Here is a 23,232-nt window from a genome sequence, read left to right on the forward strand (position 1 = left end):
ACTCGTAGGGTTTGCAGCGAGCTGCACGCTGCGGTCGTTATCTTGAAACGGGAGCCGTCGATGTCGGACCGCTGTAGCGATGACTGCATCGACCGAAGCCATGTCTTTGTCTTCACTACCGAACCGATACGTTCAAGAAAGAGAGATTGTTACAGAGCCAAACATTGAAGGCTGTCATGTCCGGTGGCGAACACGCTTCCCGTGCTATGCCTTCAGCCCCTCCCACAATGTAAGGGCCGAGACCGTCACGAGCAGGGCGCCACAGACGCGTCCAGTCCAAATCGTGGCGGCACTGTTGCCGACAAGGAAGCGCCGTGCGGTACCCGCGGCAAGCGCGAGTCCACCATAAATGGCGAGTTGCGTTCCTGCCAACATCGCGGTCATGATAACAGCTTGGGGGGCGAGCGGTCCGAAGTCTGGTCTCAGGAACTGCGGATAGACCGCCAGCATGAAGAGATAAGCCTTGGGGTTGATGAGGCACGTCACCACGCCGCGGCGGAAGGCCTCCCAATTGTTTCTGGCACTGGCGTGGCCGACATCGTCGACGACGATCGAGCTACGCATCAGGGTGACGCCGATCCAGGCCATGTAGATTCCGCCTGCCACGACTAAGGGCGTGAACAGGACGGGAATGACCTTTGCCAGCAGGCCGACGCCCAAGGCGCCGTAAAGCGAGTGGACGAGCCCGCCAAGCATCATGCCACCGGTGGCGGCGAGGCCCGCAGCGCGGCCACGGGTCAGGGCGTTCGCCAGCACGAACATCATGTCAATGCCCGGCAGGATGATGATGCCGAACAGAAGGCTGGAGAAGAGCCAAAGATTTTCGCCGTAGGTCATGTCAGTTATCGCACCATGTTCGCCAACCATACGGTGGGTCGGATTAAATCGTTACAGAACAGCATGCGCATGGATAAATTTGAGGTATGGTGACCTCCTGCAGCTACCGCAGGTAGCGGTGAATATCGTCGTTCCCGGTCGAGATGGCCTCGCTTCAAGGTAACACTTGCCAGCACGACCCGAAGCCGGAAACGCCACCAGCCAAGCTGAAATCGTGTTTTTGCCACCCAATGTAACGATAAGCGATCTGCGTGCGAAGTATCTGCGACGAGGCGACGTGGGTATGACTTGATGGAACGATTTAAAGACACCAAGAGCGTCGTGCTCGCAGGCCGAACAATTCGCATATGCGCGCTTGCCATCCTCCTCCTGCCATTTTTCTCGCCTCTCGCTGCCATGTCTGAAAATCTTTGCGGAGTTCGGTCCGCTTGTCCGGTCAAGGGAGGAAACTACCGGATCGAGTTGCCGCAAGATGGTGACATTCGCGGAGTCTATATCTATTTCCATGGTTTCAAGAGCTCTGCGGATTTGCAGCTACGGCAACGCCCGTTAGTCGAGGTGACGCTCGCGCATCACCTCGCCTATGTGGCAGTTGATGGCATCGATGGGGGCTGGTCATTTCCTCACGGTCCCCGACAGAGTCGCAACGATATTGCATTTATCAAGAATGTCCTGGACGACCTGCGGCAACGTCACGGTTTTACGCCGGCCAAGACGGTGATGGGCGGGTTTTCCATCGGCGCATCAATGGCCTGGTATGCTGCCTGCCGCGAAGGTGAAAAAACCGCGGCGATGGTGACATTCTCCGGCGTGTTCTGGAATCCTCTTCCAGGCCCGGATGATTGCGTTGCCAATCTTCCTCCGATTGTACATTTTCATGGAACTGCGGATCAGACGTTTCCGCTCGCCGGTCGCGCAATCGGCACCAAATTCTATCAGGGTGATGCGCGCAAAAGCCTTGGCATTCTGCGCCAGCGCGCCAAATGCAACATGAAGGCTGCGAAGAAAGTCACGCTGGTGGGCATCGAATGCGAGGATGTGCCGGATTGCATTCGGGGCGACAGTATCATGTGCATCCACAATGGCGGGCACGAAGCTCGAGCCGATATGCTTGATGCCGGCCTGACCGCGTTGGGCTTTCCCAAATGATCGGCTCCAATCAGACGAAAATCCTTTGTAACAACTGCCTGTACTCCTACGAAATGGTAGCCAGAACGGATCGTTCGACGATTGGAAAGGAACGCCCTCATGCTGCAGTCAGCTATAAGTCCAAACATCGGCCATGCCATCGTTCATCATTTCGGAGAAGGTGCGGCCGTCTGGGGGCGGGCGCTCACTCCGAGTATCGCGCATGCGATTCAAGGGTCTCGAACGTTGACGATCGATTATTCCCTTGTACACCCCGACACTGCGTTCGAGACTGTCTCGAGTGGCGCGATGCTTCCTCACGTCATCAACGATTCCAAATTTCGCGTCCACGTCGAAAGTTCGGCGTTCCGCCGTTGCGCTGGCCGACATGGAGCGCTTACGGAGGCCCTCGTTCGCTGCGATGCAGGCGCCGAGTGCATTCTCAAGCTTTGGGGAACCGTCGTGGCAGAAAGTTCACCGCAGCAGTCAGATGATGAATTTGCCGACACTGTTCCTGTGATTTTCGCCGTAACATTCTGGGAGATTTCGCTCGCGCGCGACCTACGTATGGAGCAGATGCTCATGGAATTGTCCGAGAGAGACAAGAAAATCCGGGAACTGGAATTAAAGGTGGCTCTCTCGATGTGCTCGGAGTGATCGCACTGATCTTTCCACACGAAGGAATTTACGCAGTCGTGAGGACTCCCTGCGTAACATTTCGACGCGGTCCCACGTAACAGAAGCGTTCCCAACACGTATCGAAGGAAATAACCGATGACATTATCGATCCAACGTCTTACGCCTCTGACTGCCGCAACTGCGCTTACACTTTTGGCGGTCTCCGGGGCTTTTGCTGGCGAGATATTCACCACCAACGGTGTCGCGATCAACGGATACGACGCCGTTGCCTACTTCACCGACAACAAACCTGTAAAAGGCTCGAACAAATACACCACGTCTTTTAAGGGCGCGACCTTCCAGTTTGCGTCTGCTGCCCATCGTGACGCGTTTGCGAAGGATCCGGAGCGCTATGCCCCGCAATATGGCGGTTATTGCGCGTTTGGTACCGCGCAGGGGCATAAGGCGACGACTGAGCCACAGGCGTTCACGGTCGTCGATCAAAAGCTCTACCTCAACTACAATGATGACGTCCGTGAGACATGGAAGAAGGATGTCAGCGGGAATATCAAAACAGCAGACGCAAACTGGGATAAGGTCAGGGTACAACCTGAGCCGTGAAGGGTCCCTCGCTTCCGGGCTCATGAACCCGCAATCGAAGAGCGCCGTCAGCAATCAGGCGCTCTTCGAGGAGCACTGGCCAAAGCGGGAAGCAGGTGCGCCATCCCAGTTCGTTGCACTCCCATACCTGTCGATCACGAAGGTGTGAGGCTGTAACGATTCTGTGTGTGCATGCGAATCCATTACTATCCACCCGGATTGTCCGGTGCGGCCGTAGATTGGAAGCGTCACTGTGAAATATGCCGGTTGGGCCAGCAGATCGGGCGTCCTGCCGTCACTGCGTGTAGCTGCCGCGACGCCCGTGGCGGCTACCGACCGGTGGCCGACGATGGTAGAATTATTCAAAGGCGGGCTCGCGGCCCCATCCTGAAGGAATACTGAAATGCCTGTCTATCATCCGCCCAGGGTTCTCTCCTCGGAAATTACGCCACGCGACGTCTATCTCCGCCGCCGCGCCTTCCTTGGCGTCGCCGCGATGGGCGCCATGGCGCTTTACGGTGCCGGCAAGGCCAGTGCCGCCGCGCTTTCCCCAGTCAAGAGTGCGTACAAGGTCGACGAGTCGACGACGCCGCTCAAGGACGTTACGACCTATAACAACTTTTATGAGTTCGGGCTCGACAAGAGCGATCCCGCCACTCATTCCGGCGACTTCAAGCCCTTGCCCTGGACCGTCAAGGTCGATGGCATGGTCAACAAGCCCGGCACGTTCGACCTCGACGCCCTGATGAAAGAATTTCCAATCGAAAGCCGCACCTACCGGATGCGTTGCGTCGAGGCATGGTCGATGGTCATCCCATGGGACGGTTTTCCGCTGGCTGCGCTTCTCAGCAAGGTGGAACCGCTCGGAAGCGCCAAATATGTCGCCTTTGAAACGGTTGTCCGTCCAGAGGAAATGCCCGGCCAGAAGGGTATTTTCCAATCGCTGGAATGGCCCTATGTCGAGGGCCTGCGCCTCGACGAAGCCATGAATCCACTCACGTTGCTTGCCGTCGGCCTTTACGGAGAAACCCTGCCGAACCAGAACGGAGCACCGATGCGCCTCGTCGTGCCGTGGAAATACGGCTTCAAGGGGATAAAATCGATCGTTCGCGTCACCCTGACGGATCAGCAGCCCAAAAACACCTGGCAGATGACCAACCCGCAGGAATATGGCTTCTACGCCAATGTGAACCCAGCGGTCGATCATCCGCGCTGGAGTCAGGCGACGGAGCGCCGGATCGGCGAAAGCGGCTTCTTCGGTGCCAGCCGGCACCCGACCTTGCCATTCAACGGCTATGCCGACGAAGTGGCCAGCATCTATTCCGGCATGGACCTCAGGACGAATTTCTGATGGCTGGACATTTGTCGTTCAGATTGCCCAGGCGCTGGCTGCCCGCTTCCATCTGGGCCCTTTACGGCCTGGGTTTTTTGCCTGCCATCTGGACCTTCTATCTCGGAGCCACCGACCAGCTCGGCGCCGATCCGGTCAAGACCTTCGAGCTTTTCCTCGGTCTCTGGACAATACGATTTCTGATCCTGACACTGGCGGTTTCGCCCGTTCGGGATATCTTCGGCTGGAACTTCCTGCGTTACCGCCGTGCGCTTGGTCTTCTGACCTTTTACTACGCGCTCATGCATTTCGCGGTCTATATCGTGCTTGATCAGGCACTCAACTTTTCCGCAGTATTGGACGACGTGCTGAAGCGGCCATTCATTATGTTCGGTATGGCTTCGCTCGCTCTGCTCGTTCCCCTTGCCGTCACCTCAAACAACTTTTCGATCCGCCGGATGGGTATGAAATGGATCTGGTTGCACCGCCTCATCTACATCATCGCTGCAGTTGCCGCCCTGCATTTTGCGCTCGCCACGAAGGTTCTCGACCTTGAGCAATATGTTTATATCAGTGCTATCGTTCTGATGCTCCTCTACCGTTCATGGCGTTCGATCGCACGTGGCCAGAAGGACAAGCAGAAACGGGGGCGAACACCCGCTCCCGTTCTTCGCTCCCCACCTCTTGGTTCCGGTCGCTAATTTGTCTAGGTTTTGTTCGGGTCGGCATGCCCCAAACGGTGTTCCAATTCATCGAGTTCGGCCAGAATTTGTACCCGGTCCTGGTCGATATGCGGAGGTTGGCGCAGAAACTGTACCGGCGTTGCTGACATCTTCAATGGATTGCCGAGTACCTTCATGTCGCTTTGACCATCTGATTTCATGGTGACGACCATATCGCGGGCGAGCGTATGTGGATCGCTTAGAACCTGACCGACATCGGCAACCTTTCCGACCGGAACCCCTGCCTGAAGGATACGCTCGACCCACTCGCTGGCAGTGTCATGTCGTAGTTGCTGGGTGATCAACTCGTCGAGCGCATCGACATTGACAACGCGATCCCTATTGCGACGAAACCGCTCGTCATTGGCCAGATCCGGAAAACCGATGGCCTCGCAGAACCGCGCGAACTGTTGATCATTTCCGACGGCGACGGCGATCTCGCTGTCCGCTGTCGCAAATGTCTGGTAGGGGGCGATGTTGGGGTGCCTGTTACCGATCCGACTCGGCACATGGCCTGAAACCAGATGGTTCGTCGCGGCATTGATGAGCCAGGCAACTTGCGCGTCATACAGGGCCAGATCGATATACTGGCCTTCGCCCGCGCGGTCACGATGGCGCAGAGCAGCGAGGATGCCGACTGTCGCATACATGCCGCACATTACGTCCGCAATGCCAAGCCCGACCTTGAGTGGCCGGCCGCCGGCCGCGTCACTTTCGCCGGTGATGCTCATGATGCCGCCCATCGCCTGGACAAGAAAATCATAGCCGGTTCGCTCGCAATAGGGGCCAGTCTGGCCAAATCCCGAGATTGCACACCAGACAATATCTGGTTTGATCTTGCGAATATCGCCATATCCGAGTCCACGTCGGTCGAGATCGCCCGGCTTGTAGTTTTCGACCACCACGTCCGAGATCGCCGCCAACCGCTTGACAAGCGCAACACCTTCCTCTTTGGCCAGATCGATGGCTATCGACCGCTTGTTGCGGTTGGCGGAGAGGAAATAAGCGCTAAGATCACTATCGCTGCCGTCGGCATTCGGCACAAAGGGCGGCCCCCAACTGCGCGTGTCATCGCCAACATCGGGTCGCTCGACCTTGACGACATCGGCTCCAAGATCGGCCAGCAGTTGCGTGCAAGTCGGACCGGCGAGGATACGCGACAGATCGAGGATGCGCAGACCGTCGAGACTGGCGGGTTTTTGATGAGCTGACATTAGGGGCCTCTCACGATTTCCAGGGAGAACTCTTGAACCACCTGACGACATAGGCGGTTGCAATCAGCACACCAAAGCCAAACAGGTTTCCAGTTGCCTCGGCCGAAACCGTGCGTCCGGCATGATCAAGCGCAATACCGATCGGCTGTGCAATCACCATTCCAGTGATGAAGACGGCAAGGGATTGCTGGCCAACCACCGTCAGCATCCGTACGACAGGGCCGCGCAGGCGAGAGCCTTTATCGCCTACCAGATGTACGGTGATATAACAGAGCGCCATAAAATGAATGAAGCGCAGCAGGCCGAAATCAGTCTTGTCGGTAAGGGGGAAAAGTCGTGCGGAGGCTGTCTGGAAGGCGGGATATGCTTCCTGGAACCGCACCCAGGCAAACGGCACGGTCAGGATCACGACGGCAACCGCAGCCGCCATCAACCTGCGATCATAGCCGGGAGCCGGCAGGCTTCCGCGCATAAGGAAAAAACCGGTGAAGAACAGCAATTGCCACCCGAAGGGATTAAAGAACCATTGGCGATCCGACCAGGGCTCCGCCGGTAGCCTGGTCAGGTCGAACTGGGTAGCAAGCCACAAAGCAACCATCATGGCGAACGGCAGAAAACGGTGAACCTTTGAAGCGATGATCATTGCCGGCATCAATGCAAGAATGACGATGTACATCGGCAGGATGTCAAAATAGTTTGGCACATAACGCAGTGTCAGCAGGCCAACGAGAAGATTACCCGGGTCCTGCATAAAGGGCGCGAGATTGAGACTGTTGACATAGGTGACACCGTCAAAACGGGTTCCGGCGACAACCATGATGACGGCAACGACGATGAAGACGGCGATATGGGCCCAAAAAATCTGCCAGATACGTTGAGCGACGCGCGCAACAAGCGCTACCGTACCGCTGCGATCGAAGGTCAGACCGAAGGCGATGGCAGAGGCCATTCCGGACTGGAAGACGAACATTTCCGTGGCGTCGGAAAAACCAAAGCGTGCTGGAATCCACAGTGCCCATCCGTTATTGGGGATATGGGCAATAAGAATGATCAGCATGCCGACACCCCGGAAAAAGTCGAGCCGCGGATCACGCGCGCGCTTGACCTTCTGGGGGCCTGAATCTCTTGGCCAAAGGGTGTCAGAAGGCGCCGTGGTAGGCGTTGGCGTCGAACTTGCAGGCGATGAGGGTGAAGCCTTGGCGCTCGCGGGCTGCCTGAAGCTCGTTACGGATGTCATCACAATTCTCCACATTGACGCCAAAACCGCCGAACCCTCGTGCGACGGCGGCAAAGTCAGTTTCGCCGAGCGTGACCCCGGTCGATTTCAGACCGGCCGATGCTTGCTTCAGAGCAATCAACGCCAGGCTGCGATCCTGGAAAAGCACGATGGTGATAGGCAGATTGAGATCGCGTAGGGTGGCAAGTTCACCGATTCCCATCTCAAGTCCGCCATCGCCCATCACTGCAAAAACTGGTCGTGATGGATCGGCGACCTTGGCACCGATGGCTAGCGGTAGCGCCGCATTCATGGTGCAAAAGCCCGCGGATTGGAGCAATGACATCGGTTTTGCAGCAATCCATTTCTGCGACAGGAGAATCCGATGCGCTCCGCTATCGACGGTAACCAGGCTGTCATCGCCTGCAACTTGATTCAATAAGTCAATGATCGCATGGGGTCCCCAGGCAGTTTTGGTCGCGAAGGTTCTATCCAGCTCGACTTTCACCGTCATCGGTTGGGCCCAGCTCCGGCGCTCGGTCAGTGAGCCATTCAACGCCTCCAGCAAGGACTTTGGGTTGGCGGAAATCCGCGTGCCGGCGTGGTGCATGCCATGATCGGAGGCTGCTCTGGTTATATCCACCAGCTTTTCACAGTCAGAGACGAAATCCAGCCAACCAAGGCGCATCTCGATCGGGTCATAGCCCACCATGAGTATGAGATCCGCCGACTGTACAAGCGGGAGCAGAATCCCGTCAGCGAGCGGTGACAAGCCAACCGCGCCGAGCGACAATGGCTGGTTTTCGGGGAAGACGCCCTTCGCCTTGTACGTCGTGAGTACCGGGGCACCGATCGTCTCCGCAAGTTGCTGCAAGGCCGGTGCGGCGCCGCTGCGCGCCGCTTCGAAACCTGCAAGGATCAACGGTCGTTGAGCCGTCTGGATTCGTTCTGTCAGGAAGCGAACCGCCAAATCCCCGTGCGGAACGGCCGCGTCGAATTGCAGCGGTGGATGGATTGCGGTCCTGCCTGGGCTGGAAGCCGCGGCCACTGCCGGTGAAAGATCCAGATGCACCGGCCCCATTGGCTCCGCAGTCGCGATTGCGACAGCTCGCGCCACGGTCGAAGCGACACTTTCGGGCTCGACTTCGAATGAAGCCTTCACGATTGGGCGCAGTAGTTGGGCATGATCAATAACCTGGTGGGTGTAGCGGGCGCGGGTTCCACGATCGACGATACCGGAGATAACGATAAGAGGGGTGCGCTCCTGAAAGGAGTCGGCGATGCCATTCACGGCGTTTGCAAGGCCGGGACCGACGGTCGTCACCAACAGCTCGGGATTGCCGCTGATCGTGCTCGCGCCGGCCGCCATGATGGCGGCCGACGTTTCATGCCGGGCGAGATGGAATACGATTCCCGCCGCCTCCAATGCATCGATCAGCGTGACGACTTCGCCGCCGGGCACGCCGAAGGCATGCCGGATATGATGCGCATGAAGCGTTCTGGCGAGTATATCGGCGACACGCTCGGTAGCGACAATTTTGGACATGGAGTTCAATACACCAAGATACATCGGCTGCCCATCTCCTGCCCGCTACTAGCGCCCGAGTGCACGGACGACGAACGCAACGACAGTGCCGAATATCATATGCCCAAAGAGCGATGCCCAAGTCAGTGGGATGAATCCCAGGAAAGGCGGCTGTCCGCCAAACAGATGTGCCATCACATAAAGAGCGAATACCCAAAGACCGATTCCAAAGCCAATACCGGTCAGAAGCAGGGGTAGTTTTGGAAAGATGAGTCGCTGTAGAGGGCGCGCGATGAACAAATAGCCGATTGGGTAAAAGACGATGCCGACAATGGCGTGAATGGCTTCGGCGGCCAGCCGATTGTCGAAGCCAAACACGGACTGGACAAGAGCGGCTGGTTCCAATGGTCCTCCGACCAATATTGGCGTGATCAAGCGCGCCCAGGTTTCCCATGCGATATCAGCGGCAAGTCCCGAAATGATGATCGTGCGTGCAAGGCCAGGCTGAATCTCCGGAAAGATATTGGTTTTGTGTATTTCCATCATAGACATCAGGTTTCTCCTTCTTGACGTCATGCCGATAAGGTCATGCCGACCGTTTGCTCAATAGATTTGAAGAGCCGGTCTTCAGCTTTTAGATGCTGGCGGATCTGGCCTATACGCGAGACTCCGGCATTGTCTCCGCCACTTCCGACCGCCTTGGCGAGCGCGAGGACGAAGAAGTCGCGCTGGGCATTGCTGCCGCCGATCTTTGGGAGGTTTGCCACCATTCGTTCGAGCATTTGGCGGTCCGCCGGAGCATGAAGGCCTGTGAGAACCCGTGCCATCGGCACACCGATCTCAGCTGCGATACGGCCCTGATCATCTCTGCCGAGTGCCTTGGCTTCTATATGCGATACAAGCTCCAGGGCCCCATCGCGATCCCCAACGGCGACCATCGCGGCCAGATTGTGCAAAGCTGCAAAAATCAACGTCGTGTCCGCTTTCCTACGATGGGCTATTTCTGCCAATTCTGTCCAGCGATCCCCAACATGAACTCCAGATTGCTCCATCCTCCACAGGAGCGACACGGCATTCGCCATGTCGCGGAAATCGTCGGTTTGCTGGGGGCGGACCTCGTCGTCGTAAATCTGCAGCACCCGATCGTGATCACCGCGTTCGAGATGCAACAGTCCCAGATGCCAGGCCATATGGAAGGAGAAATTATTGCAGCGCGACCAGGCCTTGCGATTTGCTTCTAGCCAGCCAATGCCTTCTTCTGTGTCGCCACGCATCTCGAAGACATGCGAGACGGCGTGAAGCCCCCAGGAATCGTCCGGCTGCAGCGCAACCCCGAGTTGGCCTGCAGCAAGTGCCTCAGCATATCGACCATGTTCTTCTAGCGAAAATGCGTGGCAACCAAGGACAAAGCCTCTCGCCATTGTGCCGGCGTCAAGGCGTGCGACAGCGCGTGAGCTCGCCTGTAGCATGCCGCGGGCATCTCCCAACATGAAACGCAGGGCCTGCGAAATCTTGAAGGGAAGGAAAGTCCCCGGCCCATCTTCGAAACCGTCGTCGAGAATATCCGCAGCACGCGAAAACGAGCCTTTGACGGCAGCCTCCAACGCGTTCACAAGGTTGCGCTCGTCGCCAGTTCCTCCACCTTTGACGACTAGCGCGGCCTGCGCATCAACGAGCGCCTTGGTAGCGTGTTGGTCAAGCTCTGACCGCGCCAAGATCAGATTTGCAAAGCCCTTGAGCGCATGGCTGGCAACATGGTTCGGATCGGCGTCCAGGGTCGATTGGATTGCCGTCCCGGTGTTTGGTCGATGTGCCGCCAGGCCGAAAACTGCGTTCTCGAATGCCCGTCGTGCCTCGTTGCTGTCAGTGCTGGTCATGAGACCGTAAGCATCGCGCTTCATTGATTGCTCCTTGACGAAGGAAGTTGATAGGAACCTGCAAGGTTCACTGTCTCCTTCTGACAAGCCCCACTACGGCTGCACCGCAGTGATTTGTTACAGCGCCTTTTGCTTTTTTTGATGCAGTGCCAATGAACGGGTTCGGAGAAAAGAATCCACGGCGCCTGTAACAAAGCCGCGTGAATTCGCGAAGGTACATGGACGTATCGTTTTCCGAGACAGGAATGGTGATCGAATGGCTGAACAGAAGTTAGACAGCGTTGTGCTTGTCACAGGGGCAGGGGGAAATCTGGGAAGCGCGGTAGCGCGGGAACTTGCAAGGACGAGCGCGCGGCTCGTCTGCGTCGAACACAATTCGCAAGCGTTGGAAAAACTGGCCGATAACCTGCCCGATAGCAGCGAGATCCTGAAGATCGGCGGCATCGATCTTGCCGATTTGACGTCGTGCCGGGAGGTCGTCGAAAAAACGCTGGCAAGATTTGGCAGGCTCGATGCGCTCGCCAATACTGTCGGCGGCTTCCAGATGGGACCTGTAGGCGAGACGGGCCTGGAGCAGTGGGAGCAGTTGTTTCACATGAATGCCAGAACAGCTTACACAATCAGTGCAGCGGTCCTGAAACCGATGCAGAATGCGGGTTACGGCCGCATTGTTCACGTCGCGGCAGCGCCGGGACTGAAAGCGGGCGCCAATCAAGCCGCCTATGCAGCATCAAAAGGGGCGGTGATCCGGCTCACGGAAGCGATTGCCGCGGAAAATCGCGACAAGCGCATTACAGCCAATTGTATTCTGCCAGGCACGATCGACACGCCACAGAACCGTTCGGCGATGCCGAATGCGAAGATGGACAATTGGGTTCAGCCAATTGATATAGCCAAGCTCATCGGGTTCCTCATCTCGCCTGAAGCAGGCATCGTCACCGGCGCGGCCATACCGGCAACGGGCCGTGTCTGAGGAGGCGCCGATGGTTTCGATGTCCGATCCCGTCTCCGCAGGATTGATGCTTTGGGGCGGTATCGGCCTCGCTGTCGCCGTCGCCTTTCTACTGGTTGGATTTGACAATATCGATCCGGCAGCACGCGAGGCTTATGCAGTCCGCCCACTCCTTCTCCCCGGGCTCGTTCTTCTCTGGCCGTTGGTCGTCTGGCGGTGGATCAGACTCTCTAGAGGAGAACGGTAGCATGCAGCGCCATCACCGTCGTGCACATGCAACGATCTGGACATGCCTTGCAATCGCTCTTCCGATCATGCTCGTCGTGATCTTCGCGAGCGTTCCAAAATTGCCGGCCGATGCGCCAGCGGTACGTCTTGATCCCGCACCACAGGGGAGTGGCAATCCATGAGCGTATCCTACAAACCGGTCATCTGGAATAAGACCAAACTCATTTATGATGCAGTCATGCTGGCCGGCATCTTCATCTACATCCTCATTTTCTTGCGATTGGGGCCTGTCATGTCCTCCGCGCTTCGGGACACCGATCTGCCGATTCAACGGATGCGTGCCTTTGGGTCTCTGGCCCTGCTGATGCTGACCATTGTCCTTGCAATCGGGCCACTGGCGCGGATCGACGTGCGTTTCGTCCCGCTACTCTATAATCGTCGTCATTTTGGCGTGATGACAGCGATTATTGCGGCCACGCACGCCTATTATGTGCTCGAATGGTATTTTTCCTTCAGTCCTACGCCACAACTCAGGGCGCTGTTCACCAGCAATACCAGCTTCCTGACCATCACAGGCTTTCCTTTCGAACTCTTTGGCATTTTTGCGCTCGTTATTCTGGCAATGCTTGCGGTAACGAGCCATGATTTCTGGCTTTCCTTCTTGACGCCGCCGGTGTGGAAGGCGATCCACATGGGCATCTACTTCGCCTATGCTGCGGTCATCCTGCATGTGGCGCTTGGCTCCCTGATCGATCGCCGGGATCTTGCTTTGGCATTTTTGTCGCTCGGCGGATTGGCCACACTTTGTGTCCTCCACCTCGTTGCGGGCCGGCGAGAGACATCGGCTGACGCGGCTGCGTTGCAAAACACCCCTGAAGCTCCTTGGGTGATCGTTGGTGACGTCAGCGAGATTGCCGAAGGCAGAGCAATCATCGGGGCAGCGCCGGGCGGTGAGCGCATCGCCGTCTTCCGTTCAAGGGGTGGTCTTTCAGCCATATCCAATATCTGCTCGCATCAGAACGGACCCATCGGCGAAGGCAAGGTGATCAGAGGTTTTATTACATGCCCATGGCATGGCTATCAGTATCGTCCCGAGGATGGTTGTTCACCGCCGCCGTTCCAGGAGCGGATCCGCAAATATCGCCTTCGTTTAAAGGGGTCGAATATTCTGGTTGATCCGGAGCCTTTGCCACTTGGAACAAAGCTGGAGCCACTGGCCATTCCCGCCGAACTGGACGGGGGGACGGTCGCGCCGAACAATGTAGGACCAATTTGATGCTGCGGCCCGTAGAGCGTGGTTTTTTTGTCGGTTACTTCAAGAAGGTCCCCCCGGATGTCAGGGTACTGATGATCGGGGTCATCCTGTTCTTCATTGCGGCAATGGCTTCGGCGTCGGCATTGCTGTCTCTCAATACCGACAGCCCAGGGTCGGGCAGCTATGCGGATGACCTCTCCGGCGAGCACCTGATCGGCACCATGGAGATAAAACCCTATCCGATTCTCCGTATTCCCGCAGACGGTACAAAGCCTGCGCGGGCTGTCATGCTGGCGGGCTCGGGCAAGTTTGGGATTGACGATAGGGCACTGCCGCTTACGGGCAAAACCGTACGGGCAGGCGGTGTTTTCGTTAAGCGTGGAGACCTGACAATGCTGCTGATCGGCGGCGAAGACGACCTGAAAGCGGCCGATCCGCAAATGCCGGCACTGCCGGCAACGTCCGCACCGGAGAATCTCGGTTCGTGGCGTCTGACCGGCGAGATATGCGATGGAAAATGCAGTGCAGGCGCCATGAAACCTGGAACCGGCCTCGCGCACAAGGCTTGTGCCAATCTTTGTATTTCTGGAGGTGTGCCTCCAGTTTTTGTATCTACTGCTCCAATTCACGGGCATATGTTCTTCTTGTTGGCTTCGAAGGATGGTGGACCTATGCCGACTACAATGCTCGACAAGACCGGTGTTCCAATAGTTCTCGAAGGCAGCCTTGAACGGCGCGACGATCTGCTGATCATGAAAATCGATAAGCCCGCCAGCGAGACCGGAGCATGACCCGTACGCTTCGTTCCGGTCTGTTTGGCCTTTTGTTGACCACCCTTGTCGCGGTAGCAATTGTTTTGACGTGGCAATACGGTTTCAGCTACGTTGATGGCACGCCTTTCGAGGAACTGCGCTACGTGATTTTCGGCCTGACCGCCATTGGGGTACTGTCAGGTCTGGATTTGCTATTGTCCAAGCTGCGCCACTAACTCGATCTCACGCACCAACGACTACGTTTGCGAGTACCTCCGCGAAATAGCCGCATGATGTCGCCCAGCGCCGAAACCATTTGCGTTTTAACGCACCTGTTCTAAAATGAGTGTGTTGAATTCAGGGGCTGTCGTGTCTGGAACTACTTTTTGAGAGATTAGCAATGGCCCGACCCAGAGAGTTCAACGAGGAACAGGTCCTGATAAAAGCCGTGGAGCAATTTTGGGAACACGGATACGAAGCGACGTCAATTCGGGACTTGGCCACTGCAATGGGGTTGACCACTGCAAGCGTCTACAATGCGTTTGGTGACAAGCGTGCGGTATATCGCCGGGCCCTGGACGTATATGTTGAACGAAGCTTCGTAGACCGTATCGGCCGGTTCGAACGCAGGCCACCCCGCGCTGCCATTGGCGCATTCTTTGAGGAGATTATTGACAGGTCACTCGAGGATGCAAAGCGCAAAGGTTGCATGCTTGTCAATTCTGCCCTGGAAGTTGCGCCGCATGATCCAGAGTTCCAGCGGGCCGTCGCAGGTGTCCTTGTGCAAGTCGAAACATTCTTTCGGCGTTGTATCGAGGCAGGCCAGGCGAACAACACAATCAGCCAGGATCAGTCCGCAGACGACTTGGCACGCACGTTGCTGGGAACTCTGCTGGGGATTCGTGTTCTTGCACGCACTCGGCCGGAAAGAGAACTTCTCGAAGGTCTGATCAAACCGATATTCGCCCTTTTGGAACCACACTCAGGACAAAAGCTGGACAATGCATAATAACCACGCCTTCGGTTGTCCTTCCCGTGCGGGGGAGGCCCCTAAAAGGATATGTAACAAAGTCGAGAGTTTCGGCGAATGCGTTGGTGTCGGATGAAATATCTGGCGCGCGAAGAGAAATGGGCTGACTGGATGCGTGCCGCGATTGCTGGTGACAGTAACGCCTATCATAGCCTGTTGAGCGCGGTCACGCCCTTTATACGTGCGGTGGCTCGCAAACGATGTGAACAATTCGGTGCTCCGGTGAGCGAGGCAGAAGACGTGGTACAGGAAGTGCTACTGGCAATCCACTTGAAACGAGGAACGTGGGACACGGCTCGACCACTGGGGCCATGGATTTCAGCGATCGTGCGCAACAAGGTCATCGATAGCTTGCGCCGACGTGGACGCAATATCACTGTGCCACTGGAGAATGTTATCGGGTTGCTGGAGGGTGACGAAGGTGACGGCGTGTCGGACCGTATGGACCTGGAGAGGATTCTTGGGCGATTGAAGGACCCGCAGCGGACCATCGTCCGGTCGATTTCGATCGAAGGGTTCAGTGTGCGACAAACGGCGGAACGGTTGAAGATGACCGAAGTGGCGGTTCGTGTCTCGCTGCATCGGGCGTTAAAAGGGTTGGCCGCCATTTACTCTGAGCGTGCCAATGAAAACGGATGATCTGATTGCCCTCTTGGCTCAAGACACGTCGGTCCGCCAAAACCTGAATCATTTGCTGCTTCATGCGCTCTTTGCGGCGGTGCTGATAGCCGGAACTGTATTTGTCGGTTTTATCGGATTGCGTCCCGATATCGACTCTGTGATGGAGACCGGTCGATTTCTGTTCAAATTTGTCGTCACCATATCCTTGGCAATAACGGCGAGTGCTGTCTTGTTCCGAATTGGAAAGCCGGGCGTGCCAACGTCGTTCTGGACAAAGACGATTCTCATTCCGGTCGCGCTGATCGCGTTGGCAGCTATCATCGAGCTTTGCGCAGTCCCATCGGAGAGTTGGTATGTGCGCATGATCGGTCACAATGCGCGCTTCTGCCTGACGTTCATTCCCGCCTTGGCAGCAGGCCCTCTTTGCTGCTTGCTGTATGCGCTGCGACATGCCGCGCCCGTTCGACCTGCCGTCGCGGGCGCTGTCGCTGGCCTCGTCGCTGCAGGCATTGCGGCGACCTTTTATGCTGCAAATTGTGATGACGATAGCCCCTTGTTCGTTGTGCTTTGGTATACGATCGCAATTTCCGCTGTCGCGCTGGTGGGAGCAATCTTCGGCCGCGTGCTCTTGCGCTGGTAGGAGGCAACTGTGGTAAAACCAACTTCGTTCGTAGCTGGACAGAGAGGGCAGTGGAGAATTGACGCTGTGCGAGCCGTCTCGGGAGGAGGACTGCAGCTTGCACCCTACCTTGCCGTGACCGATGGGAGTCAAACGCCTCCCTTGTTACAGGTTAGCTGGACACTTCGAGGTACGACCAGCAGCGTTCGGTATGCCAGTCGGCTAGAAGCCGAGCAGCTTTCCACAATTCAGCCTCCGCTTGGCCGAAACACAGCGCGTCTTGCCGCTTTAATCCCGATAAGAAAATCCGAAAAATGGTGGTCTTTGGCGCAAGACGAGCGTCTGGGCATTATCCAAGATTCCGTACATATCGGCATTGGTATCGAGTATTTGCCGGCAATTGCACGACGCCTGTATCATGGCCGGGATCTCGGAGAGCCGTTCGATTTTCTCACATGGTTCGAGTTCTCTGAAGAGGCCAGCCCCCAGTTCGATACATTGCTCGACCGGTTGCGTGGAACTGCGGAATGGGAGTATGTCGATCGTGAAGTTGAAGTCCGACTAAGGCTGCGAGAACCCGATTATTGAGGCAGGCAGGACGTAGCCGGCTATTATTTGACAGTAGGAAAGAAGTCGCGTGAGAACAGACGACCTGATCAATCTGATTGCACAGGATACTCGACCACCGGTCAAGACCTCGAAGTCGCTATTGCTCGCTGTCATCATGGGAGCAATGATGTCGTGTGCGCTGTTTTTTGCCGTTTTGGGAGTGCGCCCTGACATTGCGGAAGCCATTGAGAAAGCACGGTTTGCATATAAATTCCTTCTCACACTCTCGCTTTTTTCGATCGCTTCGTCATTGTTGACCGCCATGGTTCAGCCAGGGCAAGGTGCGACTGTTCGACGGTGGCTGTTACTTCTTGTTCCGATGCTGCTTCTTGGAGCAGTGATTGTGGAATTGATTGTTACGCCGCCCGATTTGTGGGGTGCACGGCTCATTGGCCTCAATGCCGTGCATTGCCTGATCGCGATCCCGGTCCTGTCTTTCTTCCCAGGTATCTTATTGTTTCGAGCCATGAAAAACGGAGCTCCTGACGACCCGGGCCTTGCCGGCGCCATCGCCGCGCTGGTATCGGCCGGGATCGCATCGACGCTCTACGCCTCCAACTGTCCTGATGACAGCCCTTTGTTTGTGGCCACATGGTATTCAGCAGCGACTGCCGTAGTCGTTGTGATTGGATATTTTGCAGGGCGGCGCTTTCTTCGCTGGTAGAGCTTCCAGTCGAAATTGTCACCGCGTTTTAAAAGCGAGTTGTTAGGTTCGTGAGCCATGCCGGTGATGCGTTGACCAAGACCGTCTCCAGCTGCTTGTCGAGCCCCGAAATAATCAAAAGACCCACGATTAGCAGCGCTCCACCGAGAAACATTTTGCCGGTACGACCCGTGCCGAGCAATTTATCACGCCAATGGATCAGCACCTCGCGTGATAGGTAGCCGAGTAGAAGCAGGGGTAGTGCTGCGCCAATGCCGAAGGCGGACATTGTCAGGGCTACCTGGCCAAGGTTCTGCCCCTGAGCGGCGAGCACGGACGCAGCCCCCAGTGTCGGTCCAACGCAGGGGGCCCACACAGCACCGAGCAACAGGCCTGTAGCAAACTGGCCGGTCAAGCCATCGCCTTGAACGCCGCCAAACCGCTGCTCGACCCAATTGCCAAGAGGTCCGGCCGCAGTGGCGAATCGGAGCTGCAGCGCCGGCATAAGCAGAACAAAGCCAAAAGCCACCAACAACACGCCGCCAAAAAGCCGAAACCTGTCGGCATCGAGGCCGATCGAAAACCCGATGGTGGCAACGAAAAGGCCTACAGCCACGAAAGCGAGCGCCAATCCACTTGCTAGCGCGATCGGGCCGAGCCGATGCTTGCTGGCCGCCGTTCCAAGCACGATCGGAAGCAGCGGGATCACGCAGGGTGCCAGTACCGTGAGCGTTCCCGCAATAAACGCAAAGAACGTATTGCCAAGCATTATGCTCACTTGTCCCGATTGCTTGCGATGAGCGACGCAATCGACTCCGAATTGGTGTCGCCAACAGAGCGTTTCGTTTCCGTTTTGCCGCGATAGGCGATCAAGGTACTCTGCTTTTGCGCGTTAAAGCCGCGGACGGCATCCTTTTGCGTGTCAAAATCGACCTGAAAGATAATAAGATCATCATTTGCCGGTTCGGCCGCGATTTCCTCGATAAGCGGCTTTTGCGCCTTGCAAACCGGACACCAGGACGCCGCTATGTCGACAAGTATGCGAGAGCCAGCCGCCTGGGCCTCTTCGAATTTGGTGGTCGAGAAGGCTTGACGCTCTCCGGCATTGGCTCCGGCCGAGACAAAAAACAGGCTGGCAATGACGGCCATGCACATAGCGGCGGATTTAAGGGCTGACATGGGCTTTCCTTTTCGTCAGTTCAATCTTGTCTTGCTTATTGAGTATTCGGCGCAGACTGGCATTTGTTACATCCAGACGGGGATCTTTTGCGCCTCGTTGGACACCTTTCGGATATGCCTGCACGGCGACGCCGAAACGGAGGCGTGCGCTAATCCCGAAGAGGTTGGCGAGGGAACGTACCAGGGCCTTCGCGGCACCATGCTGGTGCCGCCTATGCGCGTGCGGCGGACATTCTCGTGTGAAGCCTATTTGCGAGTCAACGACGGGTGGCGAGCAATGCCAGCCACCCATTGTCTGTCAGATCCAGTTTGGGACCATATCGCCATCGTAGCGCGCACCGAAAGCGCCACGCGGCAGGACTTTCCGATGCTGACCAGATCATCGATCGATAGCGTCACGTCCGCAGCAGCGAGGTTTTCCTTGAGCCGTTCGATCCGGCGTGTGCCGGGGATCGGCACAATGTCGTCGTCCTGCCCCTTCAACCAGAATTAAGCGCCGAGTGATTTGGCGAACGGCATGATGCGAATGCGCCTGCCGAGCGCCTTGTAGGCGGCATTGGCGACGGCAGGACCGATAGGCGGAACGCCCGGCTCGCCAATGCCCGAAGGCGTATTGGCCGAAGCAAGGATGTGGACCTCGACATTAGGCATCGCGTCGATCCTCAGCGGTGTGTAGAGATCGTAATTGCCCTGATCCACCCGGCCGTCGGTGAGGGTGATTTCCTCGCCAAGGATGGCGCCGAGACCGAAGCCGATGCCGCCCTCTACCTGCGCGCGGATCTGGTCAGGATTGATCGCCAGTCCGCAATCGACGGCGGCTACGACGCGCTCTACCTTGATGCCACCGCTACCGTCAAGCGAGACCTCGGCAATCTGCGCCACTACAGAGCCGAAGCTTTCGGCAACCGATACGCCCCGGAACCGGCCTTCCGCCACCGGTTTGTCCCAGCCCGCCTTCTCGGCGGCCATTTTCAGGATCGTCGCGTGGCGTGAGTCCGGTTCCATCATCGACAGGCGATAGTCGATCGGGTCACGACCGGCTGCTTCCGCAACCTCGTCCATGAACACTTCGACGACGAATGCGGTGTGTGTGGAGCCCACCGAACGCCACCAGAGGGGCGGGACGCCGGTCCGTGTGGTGGTGAGCCCGACTGTCTTGTTGGGAATGGCGTAGGGCAGATGCACGGCCCCTTCCACCGATGTCGGATCGACCCCGTTCTGGATCATGCCCTCCATCACCGTGCCCGACACGATGGACTGCCCTACGATATGATTGCTCCAGCCGATAAGCTTGCCGCTCTCGTTGAGGCCGGCCTTGATCGCGTGGACATAGGCCGGACGATAGCGTCCGCCGCGCATGTCGTTCTCTCGTGTCCACTGCACCTTGACCGGAGCGCGGTAGCCCAGTGCCTTGGCGATATAGACAGCCTCGACAACAACATCGCCATCGAATACCGCCCGCCGCCCGAAGCTACCTCCCGTTTTCATGACGTGCAGGTGCACCTTATCGGGCGTGATCTCGGCAATTTCTGCGGAGAGAGTCTGATATTGATCCGGAAACTGATGCCCGCCCCATATCTCAAGCGTGCCATTGTCGTTCTTGCGGGCAACTGCATTCAGCGGCTCTAGTGCAGCATGGGCGAGGTAGGGGAACTCGAAGGTCGCTTCGAGAATCTTCGCTGCGCCCGAGAACGCCGGATCGACATCACCCTCCTTGCTGGCAATGACCTCGGGTGGCTTCACCGCCAATTCGCGGTACATCTGCGTGAGTTCTGCGCTACTTCGCTTTTCGGCGTCACTCTCGTCCCACTCGACGGTCACCGCGTCGCGCCCTTTAAGCGCCGCCCACATGTGGTCGCCAACGATAGCGATACCGCGCGGTATCTCCACCACGTCGACAACACCCGGCAGCTTTTTCGCTTCCGTCGCATCGAATGACTTGACCTTGCCGCCGAAGACCGGTGGATGGATCATGACCGCCGTAAGCATGCCGGGTAGTTTGACGTCGATTGTATATTGTTCAGTGCCGTTCGCCTTGCGGGCGCTGTCATAGCGCTTAAGGCCAGCATTGCCGATCAGCGTCCATTGGGAAGGCTGCTTCAGAGCCACATCCGACGGAACCGGCATGGTTGCCGCACGCGCGGCGAAATCGCCGAACCCGCCCTGCCGTCCGGATGAGTGCGTGATGATCCCGTTCCTGACAGAGATTTCTGCTGGCGGGACGTTCCATTCCGCGGCCGCAGCCTTAACAAGCATCGTGCGCGCGGCCGCACCGGCGTTGCGGTAGCGATCCCACGAGGTCATCATAGAGGTTGATCCGCCAGTGGCCTGTAGAGCGCCGCCGAACGCGATGTTGCCGTAGGCCTTCAGATTGCCGGCAGCACCCCGAACCTCGATGGTGGAGAAATCCGCCTCGAGTTCCTCGGCCACCAAGGTGGCGAGACCGTGGTAGGAGCCTTGGCCACTTTCGAACTGGGACGACAGCACAGTGACCTTGCCGCTCTCGTCGATGGTGACGTAAGGCGAGAAGGCGTGGGTTCCTGCGTCAGCCGTTTCGCTGGCTGTTGCAGATGAGGCGCCGAACATGCGGAAACCGACAGCAAAGCCACTTCCGATGGCGATTGCGCCAAGCAGAAACTGCCGGCGCGATGCCTGGGCATGGGCAGCGGGCATGACGATCGAATGCATCAGTTTGGGAATCATGACTTAGGCCTCCAAGCGCTTGGCAGCTTCATGAATACCCGCTCGAATCCGATGATAGGTGGCGCACCGACAGAGATTGCCTGACATGGCAGCGTCGATGTCATCGTCGGTGGGCTTCGGATTTGTCGTCAGGAGGTCTGTCGCGGACATGATCTGGCCGGACTGGCAATAACCGCACTGCGGCACATCCATATCGGCCCAGACGGCCCGCACCGTCTTTGCGACCTTGCCGTCGAGGCCTTCAATAGTGGTCACGGCTTGACCTTCGATGTCACCAACGAGGGTCTGGCATGACCGTACTGGAACGTTATCGACGAAAACGGTGCAGGCGCCGCATTGCGCCACGCCGCAACCGAACTTCGTACCCGTCAGGCCGACCAGCTCGCGGATGACCCAGAGCAGGGGCATATCCGCTTCCGCCTCGACTGTGTGCTGGGCGCCGTTGATGGTTACAGTCACCATGGTGTTCGTCCTTTGGCTATGGTGTGAGGCGCGCATGACGCGGCGGGGGCACGCCGGATCACGCGCTCTCTCCAGATATTGAATTGCTTCGCCATCTTAGGGGGCGGCAGGAGCTATCGGTAGCACGATCTTGCTGAATTCTTGCCTGATCGTCTTGAGCTTATGAAATATGCTGTTGATTGGTCAGCCCACGACATTCCGCCGGAGCGTCTCACCGGCGTTGAGAATGGACTTGATGTCACGCAGCGGGGGATGGCCGAACATCCGCCGGTATTCTCGGCTGAACTGGGTGGGGCTTTCGTACCCGACGGTGAGTGCAGCCGTGGCGGCATCGATAGACTGAGCCAGCATCAATTCGCGCGCATGATAGAGCCTCAGGTGTTTTTGGAATTGTAGCGGGCTCATCCCGGTCATGGTGCGGAAGTGATGGTGAAGCGTTGATACGCCCATGTTCGCAGTCTCCGCCAGCTCATCGATGCGGAGCGGTCGCTTGTAGTTCTCGCGGAGCCAAGCGATCGCCTTGGCTATGCGATGGCCATTGCTGCCGGCGAGCGCAACGCGGCGCAGGTGGCCGCCCTGGTCACTCCGGAGCAACCTGTAGAGGATCTCGTCATGGATGTTACCGGCCAGAAATGGCAGGTCACCAGGCGCGTCGGCGAGGGAAATCAGCCTGAACAAGGCATCGAAAAGCTCTGGCGTCGCAGTACCAACAGCCACGCCGAGATCGTGTCGCGGCATGTTCGATATACCCAGATCGTGATCGGCAATAATGCGCCGCGCCTTTTCAAGGTCAAGCCTCAATCGTGCTGACACATAAGGATTGTCGCAACTTGCCGTGCAGACCTGCCCGGTTAGCGGCAAACCGATGGAAATGAGGAAGAAGCTGCATTCATCGTAAACCATCGTCTTGCCGCCGACATGCATCTGCTTGCTGCCTTTGATGATCAGCGACACGCTCGGTTCGTACACAACGCAAGCGGGACCGAGCGGTTCGACGACGCGATAAAGATCGAGATCGGGGACAGGGTGCTGATAGGTTGTTCCGTCCCACGCAAGCCTCGTCAAGCGGTCGACAATGCGCTGCCGTATGGGCGCAATGACGCTACGCATTC

General features: G+C 57.4%; 26 protein-coding genes. 15 read left to right on the forward strand and 11 right to left on the reverse strand.

Annotated elements, in window-relative coordinates:
* Positions 1 to 204: 204 nt before the first annotated feature.
* Entirely contained in the window at positions 205 to 837 is a 633-nt protein-coding gene (locus OSJ75_RS10545) for a LysE family translocator (protein WP_267227939.1), read from the reverse strand.
* Positions 838 to 1,128: 291 nt separating this feature from the next.
* Here OSJ75_RS10545 and OSJ75_RS10550 point away from each other — a divergent pair, with 291 nt between their 5' ends.
* From OSJ75_RS10550 to msrQ, 5 genes are all read left to right on the forward strand, one after another.
* Positions 1,129 to 1,986: an alpha/beta hydrolase family esterase gene (locus OSJ75_RS10550; RefSeq protein WP_267227940.1), complete on the forward strand. Its 858-nt coding sequence runs from the start codon at positions 1,129 to 1,131 to the stop codon at positions 1,984 to 1,986.
* Positions 1,987 to 2,085: 99 nt separating this feature from the next.
* Entirely contained in the window at positions 2,086 to 2,622 is a 537-nt protein-coding gene (locus OSJ75_RS10555; protein WP_267227942.1) for a hypothetical protein, read from the forward strand.
* A 117-nt stretch (positions 2,623 to 2,739) separates the two neighbouring features.
* The gene (locus OSJ75_RS10560) at positions 2,740 to 3,204 is read left to right on the forward strand and encodes a YHS domain-containing (seleno)protein (RefSeq protein ID WP_267227943.1); all 465 of its coding nucleotides are present in this window, start codon (positions 2,740 to 2,742) and stop codon (positions 3,202 to 3,204) included.
* A gap of 382 nt (positions 3,205 to 3,586) precedes the next feature.
* Positions 3,587 to 4,534, forward strand: a complete 948-nt coding sequence (gene msrP / locus OSJ75_RS10565; RefSeq protein WP_267227944.1) for a protein-methionine-sulfoxide reductase catalytic subunit MsrP — start codon at positions 3,587 to 3,589, stop codon at positions 4,532 to 4,534.
* Complete coding sequence (msrQ, locus tag OSJ75_RS10570; RefSeq protein ID WP_267227945.1) at positions 4,534 to 5,214, forward strand: protein-methionine-sulfoxide reductase heme-binding subunit MsrQ; 681 nt, start codon at positions 4,534 to 4,536, stop codon at positions 5,212 to 5,214. The genes msrP and msrQ overlap by 1 nt, the downstream gene beginning before the upstream one ends.
* Before the next feature lie 5 nt (positions 5,215 to 5,219).
* Here the strand turns inward: msrQ and OSJ75_RS10575 are convergent, their stop codons facing one another.
* From OSJ75_RS10575 to OSJ75_RS10595, 5 genes are all read right to left on the reverse strand, one after another.
* Complete coding sequence (locus OSJ75_RS10575) at positions 5,220 to 6,449, reverse strand: CaiB/BaiF CoA transferase family protein (RefSeq protein ID WP_267227946.1); 1,230 nt, start codon at positions 6,447 to 6,449, stop codon at positions 5,220 to 5,222.
* Positions 6,450 to 6,459: 10 nt separating this feature from the next.
* A complete protein-coding gene (locus OSJ75_RS10580) occupies positions 6,460 to 7,506 on the reverse strand; it encodes an OpgC family protein (RefSeq protein ID WP_416362545.1) in 1,047 nt (348 codons plus the stop codon).
* 82 nt (positions 7,507 to 7,588) lie between these two features.
* Positions 7,589 to 9,235, reverse strand: coding sequence for a thiamine pyrophosphate-binding protein (locus tag OSJ75_RS10585; RefSeq protein WP_267227948.1), 1,647 nt, complete (start codon positions 9,233 to 9,235; stop codon positions 7,589 to 7,591).
* Between the two features lie 24 nt (positions 9,236 to 9,259).
* Entirely contained in the window at positions 9,260 to 9,742 is a 483-nt protein-coding gene (locus OSJ75_RS10590) for a hypothetical protein (protein ID WP_267227949.1), read from the reverse strand.
* 20 nt (positions 9,743 to 9,762) lie between these two features.
* The gene (locus OSJ75_RS10595) at positions 9,763 to 11,091 is read right to left on the reverse strand and encodes a tetratricopeptide repeat protein (protein ID WP_267227950.1); all 1,329 of its coding nucleotides are present in this window, start codon (positions 11,089 to 11,091) and stop codon (positions 9,763 to 9,765) included.
* 232 nt (positions 11,092 to 11,323) lie between these two features.
* Here OSJ75_RS10595 and OSJ75_RS10600 point away from each other — a divergent pair, with 232 nt between their 5' ends.
* The 9 genes from OSJ75_RS10600 (at position 11,324) to OSJ75_RS10640 (ending at position 17,797) form a co-directional block, all read left to right on the forward strand.
* Positions 11,324 to 12,040, forward strand: a complete 717-nt coding sequence (locus tag OSJ75_RS10600) for an SDR family NAD(P)-dependent oxidoreductase (protein WP_267227951.1) — start codon at positions 11,324 to 11,326, stop codon at positions 12,038 to 12,040.
* A gap of 385 nt (positions 12,041 to 12,425) precedes the next feature.
* A complete protein-coding gene (locus tag OSJ75_RS10605; RefSeq protein ID WP_267227952.1) occupies positions 12,426 to 13,523 on the forward strand; it encodes a Rieske 2Fe-2S domain-containing protein in 1,098 nt (365 codons plus the stop codon).
* Positions 13,523 to 14,293, forward strand: a complete 771-nt coding sequence (locus tag OSJ75_RS10610) for a hypothetical protein (protein WP_267227953.1) — start codon at positions 13,523 to 13,525, stop codon at positions 14,291 to 14,293. Before OSJ75_RS10605 ends, OSJ75_RS10610 begins: the two co-directional genes overlap by 1 nt.
* Complete coding sequence (locus tag OSJ75_RS10615; protein ID WP_267227954.1) at positions 14,290 to 14,490, forward strand: hypothetical protein; 201 nt, start codon at positions 14,290 to 14,292, stop codon at positions 14,488 to 14,490. The genes OSJ75_RS10610 and OSJ75_RS10615 overlap by 4 nt, the downstream gene beginning before the upstream one ends.
* Positions 14,491 to 14,654: 164 nt before the next feature.
* Entirely contained in the window at positions 14,655 to 15,263 is a 609-nt protein-coding gene (locus OSJ75_RS10620) for a TetR/AcrR family transcriptional regulator (protein WP_267227955.1), read from the forward strand.
* 93 nt (positions 15,264 to 15,356) lie between these two features.
* Entirely contained in the window at positions 15,357 to 15,923 is a 567-nt protein-coding gene (locus OSJ75_RS10625) for a sigma-70 family RNA polymerase sigma factor (protein ID WP_267227957.1), read from the forward strand.
* Entirely contained in the window at positions 15,910 to 16,545 is a 636-nt protein-coding gene (locus OSJ75_RS10630; RefSeq protein WP_267227959.1) for an NrsF family protein, read from the forward strand. Before OSJ75_RS10625 ends, OSJ75_RS10630 begins: the two co-directional genes overlap by 14 nt.
* Positions 16,546 to 16,554: 9 nt before the next feature.
* The gene (locus OSJ75_RS10635; protein WP_267227961.1) at positions 16,555 to 17,112 is read left to right on the forward strand and encodes a chlorite dismutase family protein; all 558 of its coding nucleotides are present in this window, start codon (positions 16,555 to 16,557) and stop codon (positions 17,110 to 17,112) included.
* A gap of 49 nt (positions 17,113 to 17,161) precedes the next feature.
* On the forward strand, positions 17,162 to 17,797 hold the full coding sequence (locus OSJ75_RS10640) for an NrsF family protein (RefSeq protein ID WP_267227963.1): 636 nt from the start codon (positions 17,162 to 17,164) through the stop codon (positions 17,795 to 17,797).
* A 28-nt stretch (positions 17,798 to 17,825) separates the two neighbouring features.
* On the opposite strand, the gene OSJ75_RS10645 is transcribed toward OSJ75_RS10640, so the two are convergent.
* Entirely contained in the window at positions 17,826 to 18,545 is a 720-nt protein-coding gene (locus OSJ75_RS10645; protein WP_267227965.1) for a cytochrome c biogenesis CcdA family protein, read from the reverse strand.
* Positions 18,546 to 18,550: 5 nt separating this feature from the next.
* Positions 18,551 to 18,955 carry a thioredoxin family protein gene (locus OSJ75_RS10650; protein WP_267227967.1) on the reverse strand — a complete coding sequence of 135 codons (405 nt, stop codon included), beginning with the start codon at positions 18,953 to 18,955 and terminating at the stop codon, positions 18,551 to 18,553.
* Here OSJ75_RS10650 and OSJ75_RS10655 point away from each other — a divergent pair.
* Positions 18,954 to 19,448, forward strand: a complete 495-nt coding sequence (locus tag OSJ75_RS10655; protein WP_267227968.1) for a hypothetical protein — start codon at positions 18,954 to 18,956, stop codon at positions 19,446 to 19,448. The genes OSJ75_RS10650 and OSJ75_RS10655 overlap by 2 nt on opposite strands.
* Here OSJ75_RS10655 and OSJ75_RS10660 read toward each other — a convergent pair.
* The 3 genes from OSJ75_RS10660 to OSJ75_RS10670 all read right to left on the reverse strand — a co-directional run bounded on the left by OSJ75_RS10660 (position 19,445) and on the right by OSJ75_RS10670 (position 23,230).
* Positions 19,445 to 21,658 (reverse strand): xanthine dehydrogenase family protein molybdopterin-binding subunit, encoded by a 2,214-nt coding sequence (locus OSJ75_RS10660; RefSeq protein ID WP_267227969.1) that lies wholly within the window; start codon positions 21,656 to 21,658, stop codon positions 19,445 to 19,447. The genes OSJ75_RS10655 and OSJ75_RS10660 overlap by 4 nt on opposite strands.
* A 3-nt stretch (positions 21,659 to 21,661) precedes the next feature.
* Positions 21,662 to 22,120 (reverse strand): (2Fe-2S)-binding protein, encoded by a 459-nt coding sequence (locus OSJ75_RS10665; RefSeq protein ID WP_267227971.1) that lies wholly within the window; start codon positions 22,118 to 22,120, stop codon positions 21,662 to 21,664.
* A gap of 183 nt (positions 22,121 to 22,303) precedes the next feature.
* Entirely contained in the window at positions 22,304 to 23,230 is a 927-nt protein-coding gene (locus OSJ75_RS10670) for an AraC family transcriptional regulator (protein ID WP_267227972.1), read from the reverse strand.
* Positions 23,231 to 23,232 lie beyond the last annotated feature (2 nt).

The sequence above is a fragment of the Phyllobacterium sp. 0TCS1.6A genome (genome assembly GCF_026420825.1).
In the GTDB taxonomy this organism is placed as follows: domain Bacteria; phylum Pseudomonadota; class Alphaproteobacteria; order Rhizobiales; family Rhizobiaceae; genus Phyllobacterium.